Origin of the sequence: Anaerobacillus sp. MEB173 (assembly GCF_052119505.1) — a bacterium.
In the GTDB taxonomy this organism is placed as follows: Bacteria; Bacillota; Bacilli; order Bacillales; family JBJMAU01; genus JBJMAU01.
The window spans coordinates 30,705-47,489 of record NZ_JBJMAU010000002.1; the positions used below are offsets into that span (position 1 = coordinate 30,705).

Annotated in this window: 18 protein-coding genes; 3 read left to right on the top strand and 15 right to left on the bottom strand. The window is 36.9% G+C overall.

The window, feature by feature from the left end; all coding sequences use genetic code 11:
• Positions 1-18 precede the first annotated feature (18 nt).
• The 7 genes from cysC to ACJ2A9_RS04525 form a co-directional block, all read right to left on the bottom strand.
• Positions 19-624 (bottom strand): adenylyl-sulfate kinase, encoded by a 606-nt coding sequence (gene cysC, locus ACJ2A9_RS04495; protein ID WP_441420426.1) that lies wholly within the window; start codon positions 622-624, stop codon positions 19-21.
• A 75-nt stretch (positions 625-699) separates the two neighbouring features.
• Positions 700-1,776, bottom strand: coding sequence for an anion permease (locus ACJ2A9_RS04500; protein WP_441420427.1), 1,077 nt, complete (start codon positions 1,774-1,776; stop codon positions 700-702).
• Positions 1,777-1,919: 143 nt separating this feature from the next.
• Positions 1,920-3,065 (bottom strand): sulfate adenylyltransferase, encoded by a 1,146-nt coding sequence (sat, locus tag ACJ2A9_RS04505; protein WP_441420428.1) that lies wholly within the window; start codon positions 3,063-3,065, stop codon positions 1,920-1,922.
• Between the two features lie 110 nt (positions 3,066-3,175).
• Positions 3,176-3,892, bottom strand: a complete 717-nt coding sequence (locus ACJ2A9_RS04510; protein ID WP_441420429.1) for a phosphoadenylyl-sulfate reductase — start codon at positions 3,890-3,892, stop codon at positions 3,176-3,178.
• Between the two features lie 118 nt (positions 3,893-4,010).
• Positions 4,011-4,154, bottom strand: a complete 144-nt coding sequence (locus ACJ2A9_RS04515) for a YezD family protein (RefSeq protein ID WP_441420430.1) — start codon at positions 4,152-4,154, stop codon at positions 4,011-4,013.
• Positions 4,155-4,291: 137 nt separating this feature from the next.
• Positions 4,292-4,528, bottom strand: a complete 237-nt coding sequence (locus ACJ2A9_RS04520) for a hypothetical protein (RefSeq protein ID WP_441420431.1) — start codon at positions 4,526-4,528, stop codon at positions 4,292-4,294.
• Positions 4,529-4,537: 9 nt separating this feature from the next.
• Entirely contained in the window at positions 4,538-4,858 is a 321-nt protein-coding gene (locus ACJ2A9_RS04525) for a hypothetical protein (RefSeq protein ID WP_441420432.1), read from the bottom strand.
• 145 nt (positions 4,859-5,003) lie between these two features.
• On the opposite strand from ACJ2A9_RS04525, the gene ACJ2A9_RS04530 reads away from it, so the two are divergent.
• Positions 5,004-6,155, top strand: coding sequence for a glycosyltransferase (locus ACJ2A9_RS04530; RefSeq protein WP_441420433.1), 1,152 nt, complete (start codon positions 5,004-5,006; stop codon positions 6,153-6,155).
• Between the two features lie 204 nt (positions 6,156-6,359).
• Complete coding sequence (gene cbpB, locus ACJ2A9_RS04535; protein ID WP_441421028.1) at positions 6,360-6,797, top strand: cyclic-di-AMP-binding protein CbpB; 438 nt, start codon at positions 6,360-6,362, stop codon at positions 6,795-6,797.
• Between the two features lie 53 nt (positions 6,798-6,850).
• Here the strand turns inward: cbpB and ACJ2A9_RS04540 are convergent, their stop codons facing one another.
• Positions 6,851-7,216, bottom strand: a complete 366-nt coding sequence (locus ACJ2A9_RS04540; RefSeq protein WP_441420434.1) for a DUF2512 family protein — start codon at positions 7,214-7,216, stop codon at positions 6,851-6,853.
• Between the two features lie 354 nt (positions 7,217-7,570).
• Here ACJ2A9_RS04540 and ACJ2A9_RS04545 point away from each other — a divergent pair, with 354 nt between their 5' ends.
• Complete coding sequence (locus ACJ2A9_RS04545; protein ID WP_441420435.1) at positions 7,571-8,170, top strand: CPBP family intramembrane glutamic endopeptidase; 600 nt, start codon at positions 7,571-7,573, stop codon at positions 8,168-8,170.
• An 88-nt stretch (positions 8,171-8,258) separates the two neighbouring features.
• On the opposite strand, the gene ACJ2A9_RS04550 is transcribed toward ACJ2A9_RS04545, so the two are convergent.
• The 7 genes from ACJ2A9_RS04550 to ACJ2A9_RS04580 form a co-directional block, all read right to left on the bottom strand.
• Positions 8,259-8,696 (bottom strand): YaaR family protein, encoded by a 438-nt coding sequence (locus tag ACJ2A9_RS04550; protein ID WP_441420436.1) that lies wholly within the window; start codon positions 8,694-8,696, stop codon positions 8,259-8,261.
• A gap of 92 nt (positions 8,697-8,788) precedes the next feature.
• On the bottom strand, positions 8,789-10,645 hold the full coding sequence (locus ACJ2A9_RS04555; protein ID WP_441420437.1) for a flagellin N-terminal helical domain-containing protein: 1,857 nt from the start codon (positions 10,643-10,645) through the stop codon (positions 8,789-8,791).
• A gap of 26 nt (positions 10,646-10,671) precedes the next feature.
• Positions 10,672-11,097 carry a flagellar export chaperone FliS gene (fliS, locus tag ACJ2A9_RS04560; RefSeq protein ID WP_441420438.1) on the bottom strand — a complete coding sequence of 142 codons (426 nt, stop codon included), beginning with the start codon at positions 11,095-11,097 and terminating at the stop codon, positions 10,672-10,674.
• A gap of 56 nt (positions 11,098-11,153) precedes the next feature.
• On the bottom strand, positions 11,154-11,453 hold the full coding sequence (locus ACJ2A9_RS04565) for an EscU/YscU/HrcU family type III secretion system export apparatus switch protein (RefSeq protein WP_441420439.1): 300 nt from the start codon (positions 11,451-11,453) through the stop codon (positions 11,154-11,156).
• On the bottom strand, positions 11,450-13,747 hold the full coding sequence (locus tag ACJ2A9_RS04570) for a hypothetical protein (RefSeq protein WP_441420440.1): 2,298 nt from the start codon (positions 13,745-13,747) through the stop codon (positions 11,450-11,452). The genes ACJ2A9_RS04565 and ACJ2A9_RS04570 overlap by 4 nt, the downstream gene beginning before the upstream one ends.
• Positions 13,748-13,905: 158 nt before the next feature.
• Positions 13,906-15,168 carry a DNA polymerase IV gene (locus ACJ2A9_RS04575; protein WP_441420441.1) on the bottom strand — a complete coding sequence of 421 codons (1,263 nt, stop codon included), beginning with the start codon at positions 15,166-15,168 and terminating at the stop codon, positions 13,906-13,908.
• A gap of 103 nt (positions 15,169-15,271) precedes the next feature.
• Positions 15,272-16,711, bottom strand: coding sequence for an NAD(P)/FAD-dependent oxidoreductase (locus tag ACJ2A9_RS04580; RefSeq protein WP_441420442.1), 1,440 nt, complete (start codon positions 16,709-16,711; stop codon positions 15,272-15,274).
• Between the last annotated feature and the right edge of the window lie 74 nt (positions 16,712-16,785).

Sequence of the window (16,785 nt, forward strand, 5' to 3'; positions counted from 1 at the left end):
TACACTCTAAACTCCAACCTACTTTAAAATTGATTTTTCTTTTAAGTAATTGATTACAGCATCAACTGATTGTTCAATCGTTAGTTTGTCTGATTCGATAATTAATTCAGGATTTTCTGGTTCCTCATATGGTGAACTAATACCTGTAAATTCAGGAATTTCTCCATTTCTTGCTTTTTTGTACAATCCTTTTGGATCTCTGTTCTCACATTCTTCTAATGAACATTTAACATAGACTTCAATAAACTCTCCGCTTTCAACAATATTACGAACACCGTCTCGATCTTCCTTAAAAGGTGAAATAAAAGCAGTTAAAGTTAAAACACCTGCATCAACAAAGAGCTTAGCAACTTCACCGATACGACGAATGTTTTCTTTACGGTCTTCATCACTAAAACCTAAGCCTTTATTTAGACCATGACGAACATTGTCACCATCTAATACATAACTACTTAATCCATCCTCATACAAACGTTTTTCGACCGCATTAGCTAACGTCGATTTCCCAGACCCTGATAAACCTGTAAACCACAAGATTGCACTCTTATGTCCCTTTAATTCTTGTCTATTTTCCTTCGTAATTGTTGTTTCATGCCATACAATATTTGAATTCTGCTGTGCCATTTGATACCCTCCATCAATGTAATATACAAGGGATTGACTAACTCTATTTACGATCATTCACTTATGATTAATAGATTAAATCCCTCCACCTTGATCATGTATTGTACTTTTTTCTTTCCTAGCGGCCTGTATTAAGCTAATTGAACCTACTGTTGCAATAAATACACTGATAATTACAACAATCGTATAGATATCTGCTTTTAGAAATAGTTGAATAAGTCCATAGGACATTACTAATGAAAATACAGGAGAAACAATCCATACTTTCATAATTTTTTTGATAACACCCTTTTGCCAAAGTCGAAAACCATTTTCGGATGTACCGATTCCAAGAATCCCTGACGTCGTAACCTGAGTTAACGGGACAGGCATTCCGAAAATAGAAGCGATAATAACGAGGCTGCCGCCAGTCATTGATACAGTACTTCCTTGGAGCAAAGATAATTTTGTAATCTTCTTCCCATTCGTTTCGAGTACTTTACCACCTAATAGAATTGCTCCTAATGCGACAAAAGCCCCTCCTAGCCAAACAGCAGTTGTTACATCCATTAAACCCGCACCTACTAATGGTCCTACAGCATTGGCAACATTGTTCATTCCTGCTGCATATGCTTCTAAAAATCCTGTAATGATAATGAGTGCGACCAACCAGCGATGATACTTCCCTTTTCCTTTTAATTCTGGCCAGCGCTTTTCTAAATAAAGTATAAATTTTCCAAAGACATACGCTAAACAGAAGGCAACAATAGGAACAATAACCCAAAATGAGACAATAATAATTAATTTATTGACGTAAAGAGCTTGAAAAGCAATTCCTGCTCCGACGATTGCTCCAACAACAACTTCACTTGTTGATAATGGAATTCCAAGTAAATTTGAGATAAATAACGTTAAGCAAGCAGCTGAAAGGATAATGATAACAACTTTTACATCAACAATATCTGTAGGAATAATTCCCGAACCAATTGTCCGCACAACCTCTCCTCCAGATAAGGCACCTAGAAAAGCACCAAATGCGACCAAACACATAGCAATTCTTCTACTTTTAATTGCACCGCTCCCATATGCCGGCCCCATCGAAGCTGCCGTTCCACTAGCACCAATATTCATTGCAAAAAACAAAGCAACTGCAAAAGCTATATACAACAACATAAATCATCATCTTCCTTTCAACTACCAACTTTTAAAGTTTAGAGTTGATAGTTTAGAGTTTAGAGTTATACTAAGGCATATCCAAAGAAGTAACTTCTTGAACTGTCCAAAACAACTCTAAACTCTACACTCTACACTCTTAACTAATTTGTTACCGTTTCTTTCATTCCTTTAATAAGTACTTCTACGACTTCTTTGCGGCTGAATTCTGGTGGTGGTGTTTGACCGCTTCTTAGCATCTCTCTTACTTTTGTTCCAGATAGGATAAGATGATCTTCTTTGCCATGTGGGCATGTTTTTGTTGAAGCCATATTGCCGCACTTTGTGCAATAAAAGCTATGTTCAAAAAACAAAGGCGTAATCCCTAGTTCTTCAGCTGTAAAGTTACCAAAAATAAGCTGTGCATCGTATGTTCCGTAGTAATCACCAACACCAGCATGATCACGACCAACGATAAAGTGGGTGCAACCAAAGTTTTTTCGAACCATCGCATGGAAAATCGCTTCTCTAGGTCCTGCATATCGCATCGCTGCTGGGAAAACAGCTAAGAAGACACGGTTTTCAGGGTAATAATTTTTCAATAATACTTGGTAGCTTTCCATTCGTACATCAGCTGGAATATCATCAGACTTCGTTTCACCAACTAACGGGTTTAAAAACAGTCCATCAACGATTTCTAATGCTGTTTTTTGAATGTACTCATGTGCTCTGTGAACAGGATTTCTCGTTTGGAAACCAACAACCGTTTTCCAACCGCGTTTTTCAAACTCAGCCCGAGTTTCTTTCGGATCAAGGTGAAACTCTGCAAAATTACGATTTTCAACACGTTTTACTAGCGTAATTGGTCCAGCCAAGTAAACATTCGGACGATCAAATAATTTTTTTACACCAGGGTGTGCAAGGTCATCTGTTCGATAGACGTTATTGGCTTCAACCGTTTTATCTGGGCTATATTTTTCTGTAAGCTCTAGAATCCCATAGACAACACCATTGTTCACTAACTTTACAGTTTCACCAACTTCAATACTTCCAGCAACCTCTTCTGTTACAGGTAATGTAATTGGAATGCTCCATACATGACCACTTGCTAGTTTCATAGATTCAACAACAGATTGATAGTCCTCTTGTCCAAGAAATCCTGTAATCGGGCTATATGCTCCAATTGCAATTAACTCTAAATCAGACAGTGCAAAGTTATCAATTTCCACCTCTTTGCTTACCGTTGATAACTCAAAATCTACGTTAATTCGATTTACTAATTCTCCACCATGCGGTTGACTTAAACTCATTTATAAAACCCCCATTATTAATTTAAAATTTAAAATGTCTTAAGTAACTCAGTGATGCTTTAAAATCTCCTATGATTTCACTACAAAATTTTACATTTTACATTTTACATTTAACCGTGAAGTCCACATTCCGTCTTACCGCTTCCTGCCCAGCGTCCTTCTCGTGAGTCACTTCCGTCGGCTACTGGCAGTGTACAGTTCTCACAGCCGATACTCGGATAATTTTTATCATGAAGTTCGTTGTATGTTAAATTGTGAAGTTTTATATAAAGCCAAACTTCCTCCCACGTCCAATGAATTAACGGGCAAATTTTAATCGAAGAAAAACGATTATCTTTATTTACAAACTGTGTATTTTTCCGTGTTGGTGATTGTTCACGTCTTAAACCTGATATCCAAGCATCATATTTCGCTAATGTAGTTTCGAGCGGTTTAATTTTTCGCAGCTGACAACAAAGATCCGGCTTTGATTTCCATAAATCTTCACCGTATTGTTCATTTTGCTCTGCAACAGTCAGTTCTGGCTTAACCATTTCAAGCTGTAACTGTGGGTATCTTTCCTTTATTCTGTCAAAAAGTTCATACGTCTCTTTAAAGTGAAAATCAGTATCTAAAAAGACAATCTTCGCATTAGGACGTACTTTTGAGATTAAATCAATGAGTACAATTCCTTCTGCACCAAGACTACAAGCATATACGAGATTATCATCAAAATGATTATAGGCCCACTTTAATACATCAATGGCATCCTTTCTAGCCAACGTTGTTTCATTAATTTCATTTAGAACATCAACCGTCAATTGTTCATGTGTTAATTGCTGTCCCACCTTCTTGCCCCCTTATATAATTCCTATCCGTTTTCTTGGTATTAGGACTAAATAAAAGACGACGTTAATTGGCTACTTCCCAATTAAAGCGTCGCCTCTAGTTTTTCTAGTCAGCTAACTACTTCAATCTTACCTTTTCATTTTTTTCCATTTGGATCACTTTTCCATCCTGGATAACGAGTGTTATGGAGCCATATTTTAGATCTTTAAGCATATGCTGAAGCTTCGCACATACTTGATCAAAATCTTTGTTGTCTTTCATTCTTTTTTCCCTCCATCTAGGTTCCCTCTCCAAAATAGACAATTCTTACTTGTTTACTATGTTATAAGTATTGTAATTTATGGAACTTCAAAAGTCAACCCTAGTTTTCAGGTAGGTTTTATAATTTTATTGGTAAATTATGTTCTTAGCGGTATAACCGGTGCAGGATTTTTCTTTATAAACTGATGCTCAGTCTTAAATCCTTCTTTTTTCCTTTTATCATACGTTGCTTTTGAAATAGGTCGCGGTGTTGACCAAGTCAATGAATCAAGATTTCCCCATGAATCATGCGTTATGATTTCTTGCTTGTAATAGTAGCGATTTCCAGAGTTGTATTCCTTACATATGTATCTCACTGTATTTTTTGAATGCATCGTATTCACTCACTCGTTTCTTATTTGGTTCTCAAGCTTTCGTTTTGTTTCAGGAGTTCCTAGTTGATATATCATTTCGTGCAATTTTTGAAAATCTTCTTCAAAGTCGTTACGGTCGTGTTCTGCAAAACCTTCATTTAATGGGTGTAGGAAAAAATCACTAATGACCATATCTTCGTCCTTCGTTTCAATCAGCATTTTTTTCAATTCTTCAAGTTCATCTTCTGTTGCCTCTATCTCGTGCTGGATTAAATGCATATCAGGAATTTTCTCTTCACGAATTCCCAAAAGCTCCGTATTCATTGTTATATAGTAGCGTTTTTTCTCCATTGTCATCATCCTTTTTACTTTCATTTTTCAACCAATTGTTACTTAAAAAAAATTTTCCATATATTCATGTTAACTCATTTTTAAAACGTCTATACTAAAACTGTACTTTTTTCATTACTTATTGAATAAGATAGGATGTGGCCCTATGTTCGTTCTTAGTTTGATTACTGTTCTCTTTTGGGGAGTAGTTCTTATTGATGCTTTAATAGGCTTTCGTACACTCTATAAACTAGAAGATTATGCGGAAACGACGACAAACAGCAAAAAATTATCAGTGATTATTGCAGCAAGAAATGAAGAGGCTGATTTATTAAAAAGCGTCGAATCCCAATTACAGCAAACGTATCGCTACGTTGAATGGATTATCGTTAATGATCGCTCAACTGACAATACAGGAGAAACAATTGATAATTTGGCAAAAAAATACAAGCAAATTACACCTATTCATATCGAACAATTACCAAAGGGTTGGTTGGGAAAAAACTATGCATTATATGAGGGCTATCTCCATTCATCTGGTGAATACCTGCTGTTTACGGATGCTGATGTAATATTTGAGAAAGAAGCCTTCGCTAAAGCTCTTTCTTTTTTAGAGCAGGAAAAGATTGAACACTTAACACTTGCCCCTCATATGAATGTAAAAGGGTTTTGGTTACAGGCGTTTGTTAGTTTCTTTTTCTTTGGGCTAAGTTATTTCAAACGACCATGGGCTGCCAACAATGATAAATCGAAACAAGGCATGGGGATAGGTGCCTTTAATTTAATCACAAGGAGGGCATATGAGCAGATTGGGACACATGAGGGCATTGCCCACCGTCCTGATGATGATTTACAGCTTGGTCTAAAAATAAAGGAACACGGCTTAAAACAGCGGATTGCCTCAGCTGTAACTTTAGTTAGTGTGAAATGGTATCACAGTTTATCAGAAGCTATTGCTGGATTAGAGAAAAATACATTCGCTGGACTTCATTTTCGTTTCTCAATGGTGATACTGGCAGTTGTTGGTGTGTTTTTGTCTCAAGTTTGGCCTTTTTTTGCTGTCTTCATCTATTCCGGAATTGTACAATTACTGTACCTTATTTCGATCCTGCTCCTTTTTCTACTTTACCGCTTAACAACAAGAAAAATATCAGCTTTGCCGACCCTCAATTTTATTGTTTTTCCACTGACTGCCTTACTCTTTATTTATACGATAATACGTGCCGTAGCACTAACCTTTATGCGAGGTGGAATTATATGGAGAGGTACGTTTTATGACCTGAAGGAGTTGAAGAAGTTAAATAAAGGAAAAGGTTGAAAGGAAGTTATGTTATATTGAAATATTATATAATAGTGTGCAATAACTACGTGGAGGTAGTATTCTGCACATTATTTGGAGTAAGCGCTTTCATTTTAACCTTGACAAATAATTAGGCTAAATCTAGTATAAAACTAGTAACCTAAAATGAACGGTATGGTTTACCTTGGTCAAAATCTCAAAAGGAAAGTGGATGCGAATATGATGCAGAACCTTAAAAATAGTAATATCATGAATGAAGAAATTAAAGAATTGATGATCCCTATTGATAAAGTAGCCCATGTTCAATTAGATAATCCATTAGAGCATGCACTATTAGTGTTAATTAAATCTGGCTATTCGGCAATTCCTGTATTGGATACATCATTTCGATTACATGGGCAAATTAGTAAAGCGTTAATCTTAGATTCTATACTGGGCCTCGAGCGAATTGAATTAGAACGGTTGAATGTTTATAAAGTAAAAGACGTTGTCGATACAAAAATTGCACGAATGAAGCACCACGAGAACTTCGCCAGAGCATTAACTTTATCAATTAATCATCCATTTGTATGTATCGAAGACGAAGATGGTTCATTTATTGGAATTCTAACCCGTCGTTCAATCCTTGCGCTTGTTAATCGGTATTTAAGAAAGACATAGTCTTAATGCCTGTTTCTTTTTGAAACAGGCATTTTTTTATTAGCAGACTTAATCTATTCATATGTCGGTTCTTTTTGATTACGCCGGTTACTTATTACATATTTGTGAAGAAATGACTCACAAACTGCTACAATAATGGCGCAAAATAACGCCCCACCAATAAGTGAAAAATTCAAACCAAATTGCGGCGCAAACAACAAACTTATCCCTGCTAATATTGTTATCCCATCGACCAAAACTGCCGTAGTATTACCTGTTAGCGGCAGGATAATAAGATCTCCGAGAACATATGTAACAACCGCTAATGCTGCACTATAAAATAAAATAGCCCGAAAAGAGAAACCATAGAAAACAAATACAATGGATATAATGACACTTATGAAAAAAAACTTTAATAACAATGGCTTAATATGTTTCAATACATACCCATTCCCTTCTAACTATTCCTACTAATAAGTATGAACGGATTTTTTCTAAAAAACTCGATACAGCGACTAATAAATATTGGTAATTATATGTTTAATTTTTTACAAGTAAATCATTTATTTAGATCAGTGAAAAATGTAGAATTTTCTTCAAATAATTTAGTTGCAAATCACAGTTGGTAAGGCGAAGATAGAAATATATTGTATTGAGGTATTAGTAAACAACATATCGTGTAGGGGGAATTAGTTTAGGATATACATTACTGAAATCACTTAAAAACAACTCTAAACTCTAAACTCTAAACTCTAAACTCTAAATTCTAAACTCTTATAAAAAGGATGTGTCAAATGAACAGGAGTACTCTTCACGCCCTCATACTAGCTCATTTCCTCTTATGGATTAGTTTTTCTTGGCAACCGATTACCTTTTGGCTCATCTTCTCATTGTCATTATTTTTGTTAATACTTTATTCAATAAAGCAGGAATCAATGGATACAGAAGGCAGTTGGGTAAGTTCAATCTCTTTTGGAATAGGAACCGGGGTCGGGATCTATTTATTATTCGCATTCGGAAAATGGTTGATTGTCACATTACAAATCCCATTATTAGATCAATTAACGGAGCTGTATGCCTTAGTCAAGCCAATTGAAACATGGCACTATATTGTATTATTTTTAATCATTGTACCCGGTGAAGAATTATTTTGGCGCGGCTTTATTTTAAAACGGCTAGCAATGGCTTGGGAGCCGATACCAGCGATCCTGTTTGCTTCAGTACTCTACGCCTCAGCACATATATACGCAGGCAGTACCTTATTACTAATCGCAGCCCTTGTTGCAGGAACAATATGGGGTGCACTATACCTATGGAAAAAAAATATCACCCTCTGCATCATCTCCCACTTTGTTTTTAACTTATTATTACTAGTTATCTTTCCTTTGTTATAAGATTAAAAAAACGAGTGCCCTCAACTAAGGAGCGACACTCGTTTTTTTAAAAAATTTTACATTTTACATTTTAAATTATTAATTGCTTTTACGCGTAAATATTCACCATCAGCCCCTTAATCTCCCCAACCATATCGAGAATTTCAAGACCCTTTTTCTCTTTTTCAAGGACAGCGTTCGTTAAATCTAATAACTTCCGATCAACTTCGGTCACGATCTTATAGATTTTAGTTCGCCCACGGCGATTAAAGCCCCGTCGTTCCTCTAAGCTCAACCCGAACTTAACCGCGTCATCCATAAATTCTTTAACTAGCTGTTTATATTTTCGAAGCTCATCAACCGTTCTGGTTTCCGATAAAATTTTCCCCTGATCTTCAATTTGCTCCATCAGCTTACTTAATTTATCATACGTTTGCTGTTCGCGCCCTTTTGCCATCACTTCTGAAAACGACACCTTCTCCGTTGCTACTTCCTTCTTAACATTTGTTCGATTTAAACCCGCTCTGCCAATGCGTTGAACATCCATATACTTCCCCGCCTTTGTTGAATTCAATAGTACTATTTTATCATATGTAAAAAGGAGAGATAAGCCCAGTTAGCCCTTCTCTCCCGCTAATATTATTGTAATAATTGTAAAACACCTTGTGGTAATTGGTTTGCTTGAGCAAGCATTGCTGTTGCTGATTGGTTAAGAATATTGTTTTTCGTGAATTGAGTCATTTCTAAAGCCATATCTGCGTCACGAATACGGGATTCTGATGCCGTTAAGTTTTCATGTGTTGTTTGCAGGTTACTAATTGTATGCTCTAGACGGTTCTGAGTAGCTCCAAGTTTAGCACGGATTGATGACACTTGTTGAATTGCCTTATCGAGCTTAAAAATCGCTTCATTGGCTTCTTTTTGTGTCGTTACGCGGACGTCCTCAATACCAAGACGAACAGTGTTAAGCTCAGGAACATCAATCATCACATTTTGGTTCGTGTTTGGACCAATTTGGAATGCAAGTGCGTTGTTAATAATATTAAACTCTGAATTATCTTCTTTAATATTACTAGCGAACGTAAAGTTCATTCCCGCATATTCAATTACACCATTACGAGATGTTAATGTTTTCGTAGCTGATACTGCTTGGTCGGATGTTGTTTGGATATTGAATTTAACTGGAGACTCGGGATCTGAATGGTTGATAACTATCATATTGCTTGTAACATCTGCATTGTTATCATCTATCTTTGACCAAGCCATTACTTCAGCATACTCAGCGTTCATTAATGCATTTTTAACATGTTCTAAGGTTGTATTAGCATCAATGTAAACTTTATTTCCATCAATATCACCAGCTGCCTTATCTGCTGGGATATCATCTATTAAAATAAATGGGCCATTGATTCCATTTGCAGTAAAATAAAATTGGTTGTCAACTAATGCCGCCTTTTTCAGGTCCGTTTCTTTTGCATAAACACTAGCAGTGCCATCACTAAAAGCACCTTTAACAGCTCCAACTGTATCAGCCGTATTACCTCCTGTAACCTTTACTACTTTTTCATCATCACTATCAATAACGGTAACACTCGCTACAGTATCCGTATTCGTATTCTGTTTTAACGTTAACGTTGCTTCAACTTCAATATTAACCTTTACTGATCCCGCATTTTGAATCTTTGCTTTATTGATTTCTAAACCACCAACAACTTCTGGTTTTGGCCCTGCTCCAGCTCCAACTTGAACCGCTTTACTTTCAATTAATAATCCATCTGGACCGAGAACCTCAATGTTTGCATAATTTTTTCCACCTGATTCGCTTAACCCTCTAACATTAATTGTATATTCTCCAAGTGCATAGCTGTTGTTTTGCGGATCAGAAAATCTAATATCTCCATCAGATTGTAAGCCTGCTGCTGGTTGTGTAATGTTATATTTTAGATATGAGTTAGGATTAGAAAAATCCGCCATTTTAATGTTTAACTCATAATTGCCACTTTTTAAGCTAGGGTCAATTACTTCTGGTAAACCAACGATATTACTGTAATTTTCATTTAAGACAGTTAATACAGCACTTTCACCATTAAGTAATTTTCTTGTGTTAAACTCAGTTTTTTCTGCAATACTATCAATCTCAGTTTGTAATTCACGAATTTCCTTTTGAATTTCCGCACGATCTTGATCTGTATTCGTATCATTTGCACCTTGAACAGCTAACTCACGCATACGCTGAAGGATTGAATGTACTTCCGTCATTGCACCTTCTGTTGTTTGCAGTAATGATACGCCGTCCATCGCATTACGTTCAGCCATTTTCAGACCTCTAATTTGTGAGCGCATTTTTTCGGAAATCGCTAGTCCAGCTGCATCATCCGAAGCACGGTTAATACGTAAACCTGATGATAATTTTTCAAGGTTTTTCGATGTATTAAACTGGTTTTGGTTTAAGTTTCTATATGCATTTAATGCTTGAATATTGTTATTAATTTTCATTTTAATTGCTCCTTAAATATTGGTATCTATCTTTCAAACATTACGCTTCTTTCGTATGCTGATGCTTTTTGTCTGATTGCTCTTGGCTGTGTGTCTGATTTTTTTGCCATTGCTTGATTCCAGGCAATTGTAATTGTTTGCAGCATGTTTAATACTTCTTCAATTGGTGTAATTTCCTTATTATAATTTGCTTGTATTAATTTATCGACCATATAGTTATAGACAGCATCTAATTGATCGGCGATAATACCAGCTTCATAGTTTAATCCTGCTCCAAGACGGTGAAGGATATCAATTGCTTTTTTTAGCTTCTCGTTTGCTTCAAGCAAATCCTGTTCATTTATCGCAGTTATCGCAAGCTCTAAATTATTCATACATGCTTCATATAATAAAGCTGTAATTTCTTGCGGTGATTTTTTATGTAGTGCTTCTTCCGTAATAAATAGTGTCACGAAGTACACCTCCATCAAGCTTTCTATTTCTTTTATCGGTTGAAAATTGTCGATATTTAATACTTCTTTTCCATTTCTTCAATTAATAATAATATTTCTGCCATCACTTGATACAGCTGCGGGGGGATATTCTCCCCCAAGTCCATATCTAACAGATTTTCAACGAGTAATGGATCCTCTTGCATATGAATATTGTTCTTTTTTGCCAGTTCAATAATTTGATTGGCAACATGACCTGATCCATGAGCGACTACTGCTGGTCCCTTACCTGTTTCTTCATCATAACGGATGACGGCTGCTGTTGGACCATTCGTTCTTTTACGTTGTTTATGGTTAAAATGCTTGGAAATCATCATACTTTATAATCAAACCCCTTCTTCGTATATGTTGCTGTTTGCTTGGCTGAATGTTCACTAGGAGAGAGTTGCTGGCTTGATTCTGCCTTTATATTTGGCTTTGTTGCAGTCATCTTAGTGAAATTGATTCCAGCGATAATATAGCCAACCTCTTTTAACTGGTCTTTACAATGGTCAGCTAACGGTTCCATTTTTTCTTTAAAAAGAGGCATGTCATTTTTCAAGGTTAATGAGAGCTTACGATCAATAACGTTAACCATTATTCCTACTTCACCTAATTTTTTTGTTTCAATCAGAAAATAAAGACTGCAATTCTCCCAATCTACTTCTTCTCCTTTATTACGAGAGTTTACATAAATTTGGAGATTTTCTGGCTGTTCTTTAAGTAGGATTGGTAAATTAAACATCATTGTCTGTAAATGATTTGCATGGTCCGACTTACTTAATAATTGCTGACCTGTTATATTACTCAGTGCTTGCTTGGCTTGCTCTGATGCTCTGCCTTGGAGCTCTTCATTTTGAAGTAGCTGCATCAGGACAGACTTCATGTTTCGTTGATTTGCTTCCTGCTGTCCCTGCTCACGTGATGCTAACAATTGACCGACTTCACTATCGCGATTCAATCCTAAACTCCGAATCATTTCAAATGTTTGTCTTGCAGAAGGCTCTTGACTCGTAGTCATTCGTGATGTCTCTTCAAATTGCTGCAGAAGCTGCTGCGGTGCTGGTCGCTGTTCTGTATTTTGGCTTTCTCTTATAAAATGCATGACTTTTGTTTCTGAAGGTTTGAAATTCAGTCTTTCTAGCATTCCTTTTACTTCATTGACAATCTTTTCGGCACTGCGATAATCGCCTTTACTTAATAGTTTCTTTGCATCAGCAAGCTGGCTGCTTGCTTGCATAAGCTGTTTCTCAGTTTTCATATCAGTTAAAAGCATCATTTCGCTTTTTAATATCGCATTATCTAGCTTATTAATCGTTGATTCTAACATTGGTTTAACTTGTGGATAGGAGTTTGTTCTAAATTGTTGAATGAACCGTTCAACATTATCCAGGTTTCTAGTTATTTCACGTTTTAAGTCTTTAAAATCAATCGCAGCTTGTGACAGCTTTTCAGTGATTCTATTTACAATGAGGTCTTTGCTGTTTAATTGCTGGCTCTGAATCAGTTCATTGTTTTGATATTGCTGCTGAGCATCAGCGGTTGGTCTAAAATCTATATTATTTGGTTGAATTTGTTCTTTTGTTACTAATTCCTGTTCAATTTGAGTCAGCATTTGCATCACTTGTTGACGGGCGGCAAGTTCCCGACCTTGCTGTTGTAACTGCTGCGCTTGATCTGTTACTTTTCCAATTTGCTCCGCCATCTCTTGATCAATGAATTGATTCGTGAGTTGTGATCTAACTTGTTCAATTGCTTTTTGAAAATTAGCTTCACGCTGAAGCTGTTCCACCGCTTGTTTTACAATTTCACTTGGTCGAATATCTGTAGATTTGGCTTCAATTACTGCTTTCTCCACTTGCCTCGCTGTCTCTTGATCCACTCGAGAATTATTCACCACTTGCTCGCGAACTTGGTCCATTGCTTGACCTAGGTTCGGCTCACGTTGTACACTTTGTCTCACAACTTCACTTGGACGTTGCTCGCTTTGACGAACTCCTTCAGTAGAACGGCGATCATTTCCACCCACTTCAAACTTCGGATCTATTTCCTTTGCTAAGTCAGTGAGTACTTGATTTAACGGTCTTCCGTTCAAAGCTTCATGTACAGAGCGAAGGTGGTTGTGTGTTACCTCTAAACGTTTATTTGCTACAGCTTGTACTGTATTTACCTTTTGCTCAGATGTCCCTTTTGCTTCATTTAAAAACATTCGTAATTCCTGAACTGTCTCTTTTGTTAATGGAATACCTTTATCCAACAGGGCTTGTGCTGATTGCCGAAGTTCAGCGCTTTGATTTGTTCCGGCTCCTAAATTTCGTAAAACCCGATTCACATCCATCGTTTCCGATGCAATTGGTACCGGTTTACTATTAGGTAATTGATGGTGTTCAGCAATTGTTCGTACTTGGACAACCTGTTCTCTTGTTTCTCCTACTTGAATTGTGACTCGATCACCTGAAGGGATATTCCCCTCAAATTTTGCATGAACATCTCTTCCTCTAATCGAAAGAATCGCTTCATTACTTCCCTTGTGCTCTTTAACCGTAGCTTGATACACTTCACCTTGCCGTAATTCAAGTGGGCGTTCATTCGTTCTTACTTGATTGCGTAAAGTTTGATTATTTACTTGCATTGACGTCACGCTCCCGCTCTTAACCTTTGTTATTTCTATTATCGGTTGACTCTGGGAGAATGTTTATTAGATTGACAGATAACAATATTTAACAAGAAAAGCGGGGGCGCCGCAACTAGCCACCAAAAAAACAAGTACACCATTTTAGCGTACTTGCCTCACTCGAAAATATTATCTCTTAGAAAATCTTTTTCTAAACTAGTGCCTCGTTTCTGTTTATCACGTAATAAATTTGTCCGATCTTTTATTAGCTGTGAGCCTTTCATGAGTGCTTCCTCACCAAATTGATTTCGAATTGTATCAACTGTTTCGGCAAGTCGATGTTGTTTTATATCTGCTTTATAGGAGAATAAATCCAGCTGCTTGTAGGCTTGACTTTTCTCAATTAAATCCATGGCTGTCACACCTAACAGTCGAATCGGTTCACCGTTCCAATATTTCTTCCATAATAGTAAGGCTGCATTTAATATCTCAGCATGTGTATCGATCGGGTTATCTAATTTCCTACTTCGTGTGACTGTTTTTCTGTCGTTATAACGAATCGTAATCTGAATATTTTCAGTACAGACACCTTTTTTACGTAACCGTCGACCAACTGAATCCGCAAGATTCGTTAATACCGTTTTAATTCGCTCCTCACTCGTTGTATCTTGAGGTAATGTCGTTGAATTCCCAATGCTTTTAAATTGGGAGACAGCATCAGGATCGACCGCCCTCGTATCGATTCCATTTGCACGTTCATGCAGCTTACTTCCATTAATCCCGAACTTTTCTTTTAATAGGTAAATGTTTGCCTTTGCTAGATCACCTATTGTATAGATATCAAGGTTGTTTAATTTCTGCCCAGTTTGTTTTCCAACACCGTGCATTTCTCCAACTTTTAAAGGCCATAGAACTTGCTCAATCTCTCGTTTACGAAGAACTGTAATTCCCATTGGCTTTTTCATGTCACTGGCCATTTTAGCCAAAAATTTATTAGGCGCTACTCCAATTGAACATGGGAGGTCCAATTCCTGCTTAATGCGTTTTTGAATTTCCTTTGCTAACGCTAATGGATGACCATGTGTATTATTCGTAATATCTACATAACCTTCATCGATCGACACAGGCTCGACCAATGGAGAATATTCATACAAAACTTGAAACATTCGAATTGAAGCTGTTCGATACCGGTCAAAATTAGGAGCTTTAACAATAAGATTTGGGCAAAGCCGTTTTGCCTTCCAGACTGGCATTGTTGTTTTTACACCTTTTGCTCTTGCTTCATAGCTGCTTGTGACGATAATTCCTCGTCTTTCTTCTACATTACCAGCGATTGCTAATGGTTTTCCTTTTAAACTCGGATCGTGTGCCGCTTCAACCGAAGCATAAAAGCTATTCATATCAATATGCAGAATAACTCGCCCTTTTTTCTGAGTCATTAGTTCATCACCAACCCTACCCTTCTATCATACATTAACCTTTACATTGAAACAAAAAAAGAAAGCCTCTGCATGCCTAGAAGCTTTCCTCAATGAATACATTCTATTGGTTATTGCGTTTGTTAATGATTGCACGTGCGATATGAACCCCATTGGCACCAGCTTGAGCAAGTCCACGTGTCACGCCACCACCATCGCCACCTGCATAGAGGCCTGCGATATCTGTTTCAAGTTCATCTGTTAAGTTTGGTCTTGCTGAATAGAATTTCGCCTCGACACCATAGAATAACGTGTGCTCAGAAGCAATACCAGGTGTCACTTTATCCAAGGCTTCGACCATTTCAATTAAACTTTTCATCGTATTATAAGGAAGAACGAGTCCAAGGTCGCCTGGAACAGCTTCTTTTAACGTAGGTTCAATAAAGCCTTCTTCAATACGGTTTTTCGTCGATCTTCTTCCTCGTAAAATATCTCCATATTTTTGAACCATTACACCACCGTTTGATAGCTCGTTTGCACGCTTAGAAACACCTTTGGCAAACGTGATTGGTTGATCAAATGGTTCTGTAAATCTATGAGAAACTAATAACGCAAAGTTTGTATTTTCCGAGCCTAATTCTGCTGCTTTGTAAGCGTGCCCATTTGCTGTCATAATACCGCTATGATTTTCAACAACAACATGTCCTGATGGGTTTGAACAAAATGTTCTTACTTTTGTCCCAACAGATGTGTTAAAAACAAATTTTGCTTCATAAAGGTGTTTATTAATTTCCTCCATAATGACATCAGACGTTTCAACACGAACACCGATATCAACCTGATTACTAATCATTCGTAAATTACGTTTTCTTAAAATGTTCCCTAACCATTCCGAACCATCTCTACCTGGAACGATAACAACTTGATCAGCAAGGATTTCTTCCCCATTTTTCAAAAGAATCCCAGTCACTTGATGTCCATCTGCTGTCTTTTCCGTCATAATGTCCTCAACTTCAGTACGGAAACGAGCCTCTACCTTATCTTCAAGGTATTCAAAAATACTCGTTAAAATTTCTAAGTTCTTTTCTGTCCCTAAATGACGCACCTCGGCTCTTAGTAACTTTAATCCGGCACCAATTGCTTGTTTTTCAATCTGACGTACTTTTTCAGTTGTTGGATCCGTAATTTCATCTGGTGCGCCATGTTCAATATTTATAGAATCAACATATTTTATTAGTTCCAATACTTTGGATGACGGTAAATATTCTTGAAGCCAGCCACCAAAGTTAGTTGTAATGTTAAACTTTCCATCTGAATATGCTCCTGCTCCACCAAAGCCACTCGTGATTGAACAAGCAGGTAAGCATCCTGCAAAATCTTTACGTCCAGCAGGTGGTGGACATTTTTCAATTTTTTTCTCATTTATTGGACAACGGCGATGATAGATCGAATGCCCTTTATCAATAAAAAGTACTTTTAAATCAGGCTGTAACTTTGTTAATTCATAAACTGTAAAAATTCCCGCAGGACCAGCACCTACGACGACAACATCATATTTATTCATTAATGGTTCCCCCATCACATTTTCTTCTTCAATCCTTTTCTATCTTACAAAAGTTTTTTAAAAAAATCAATAAA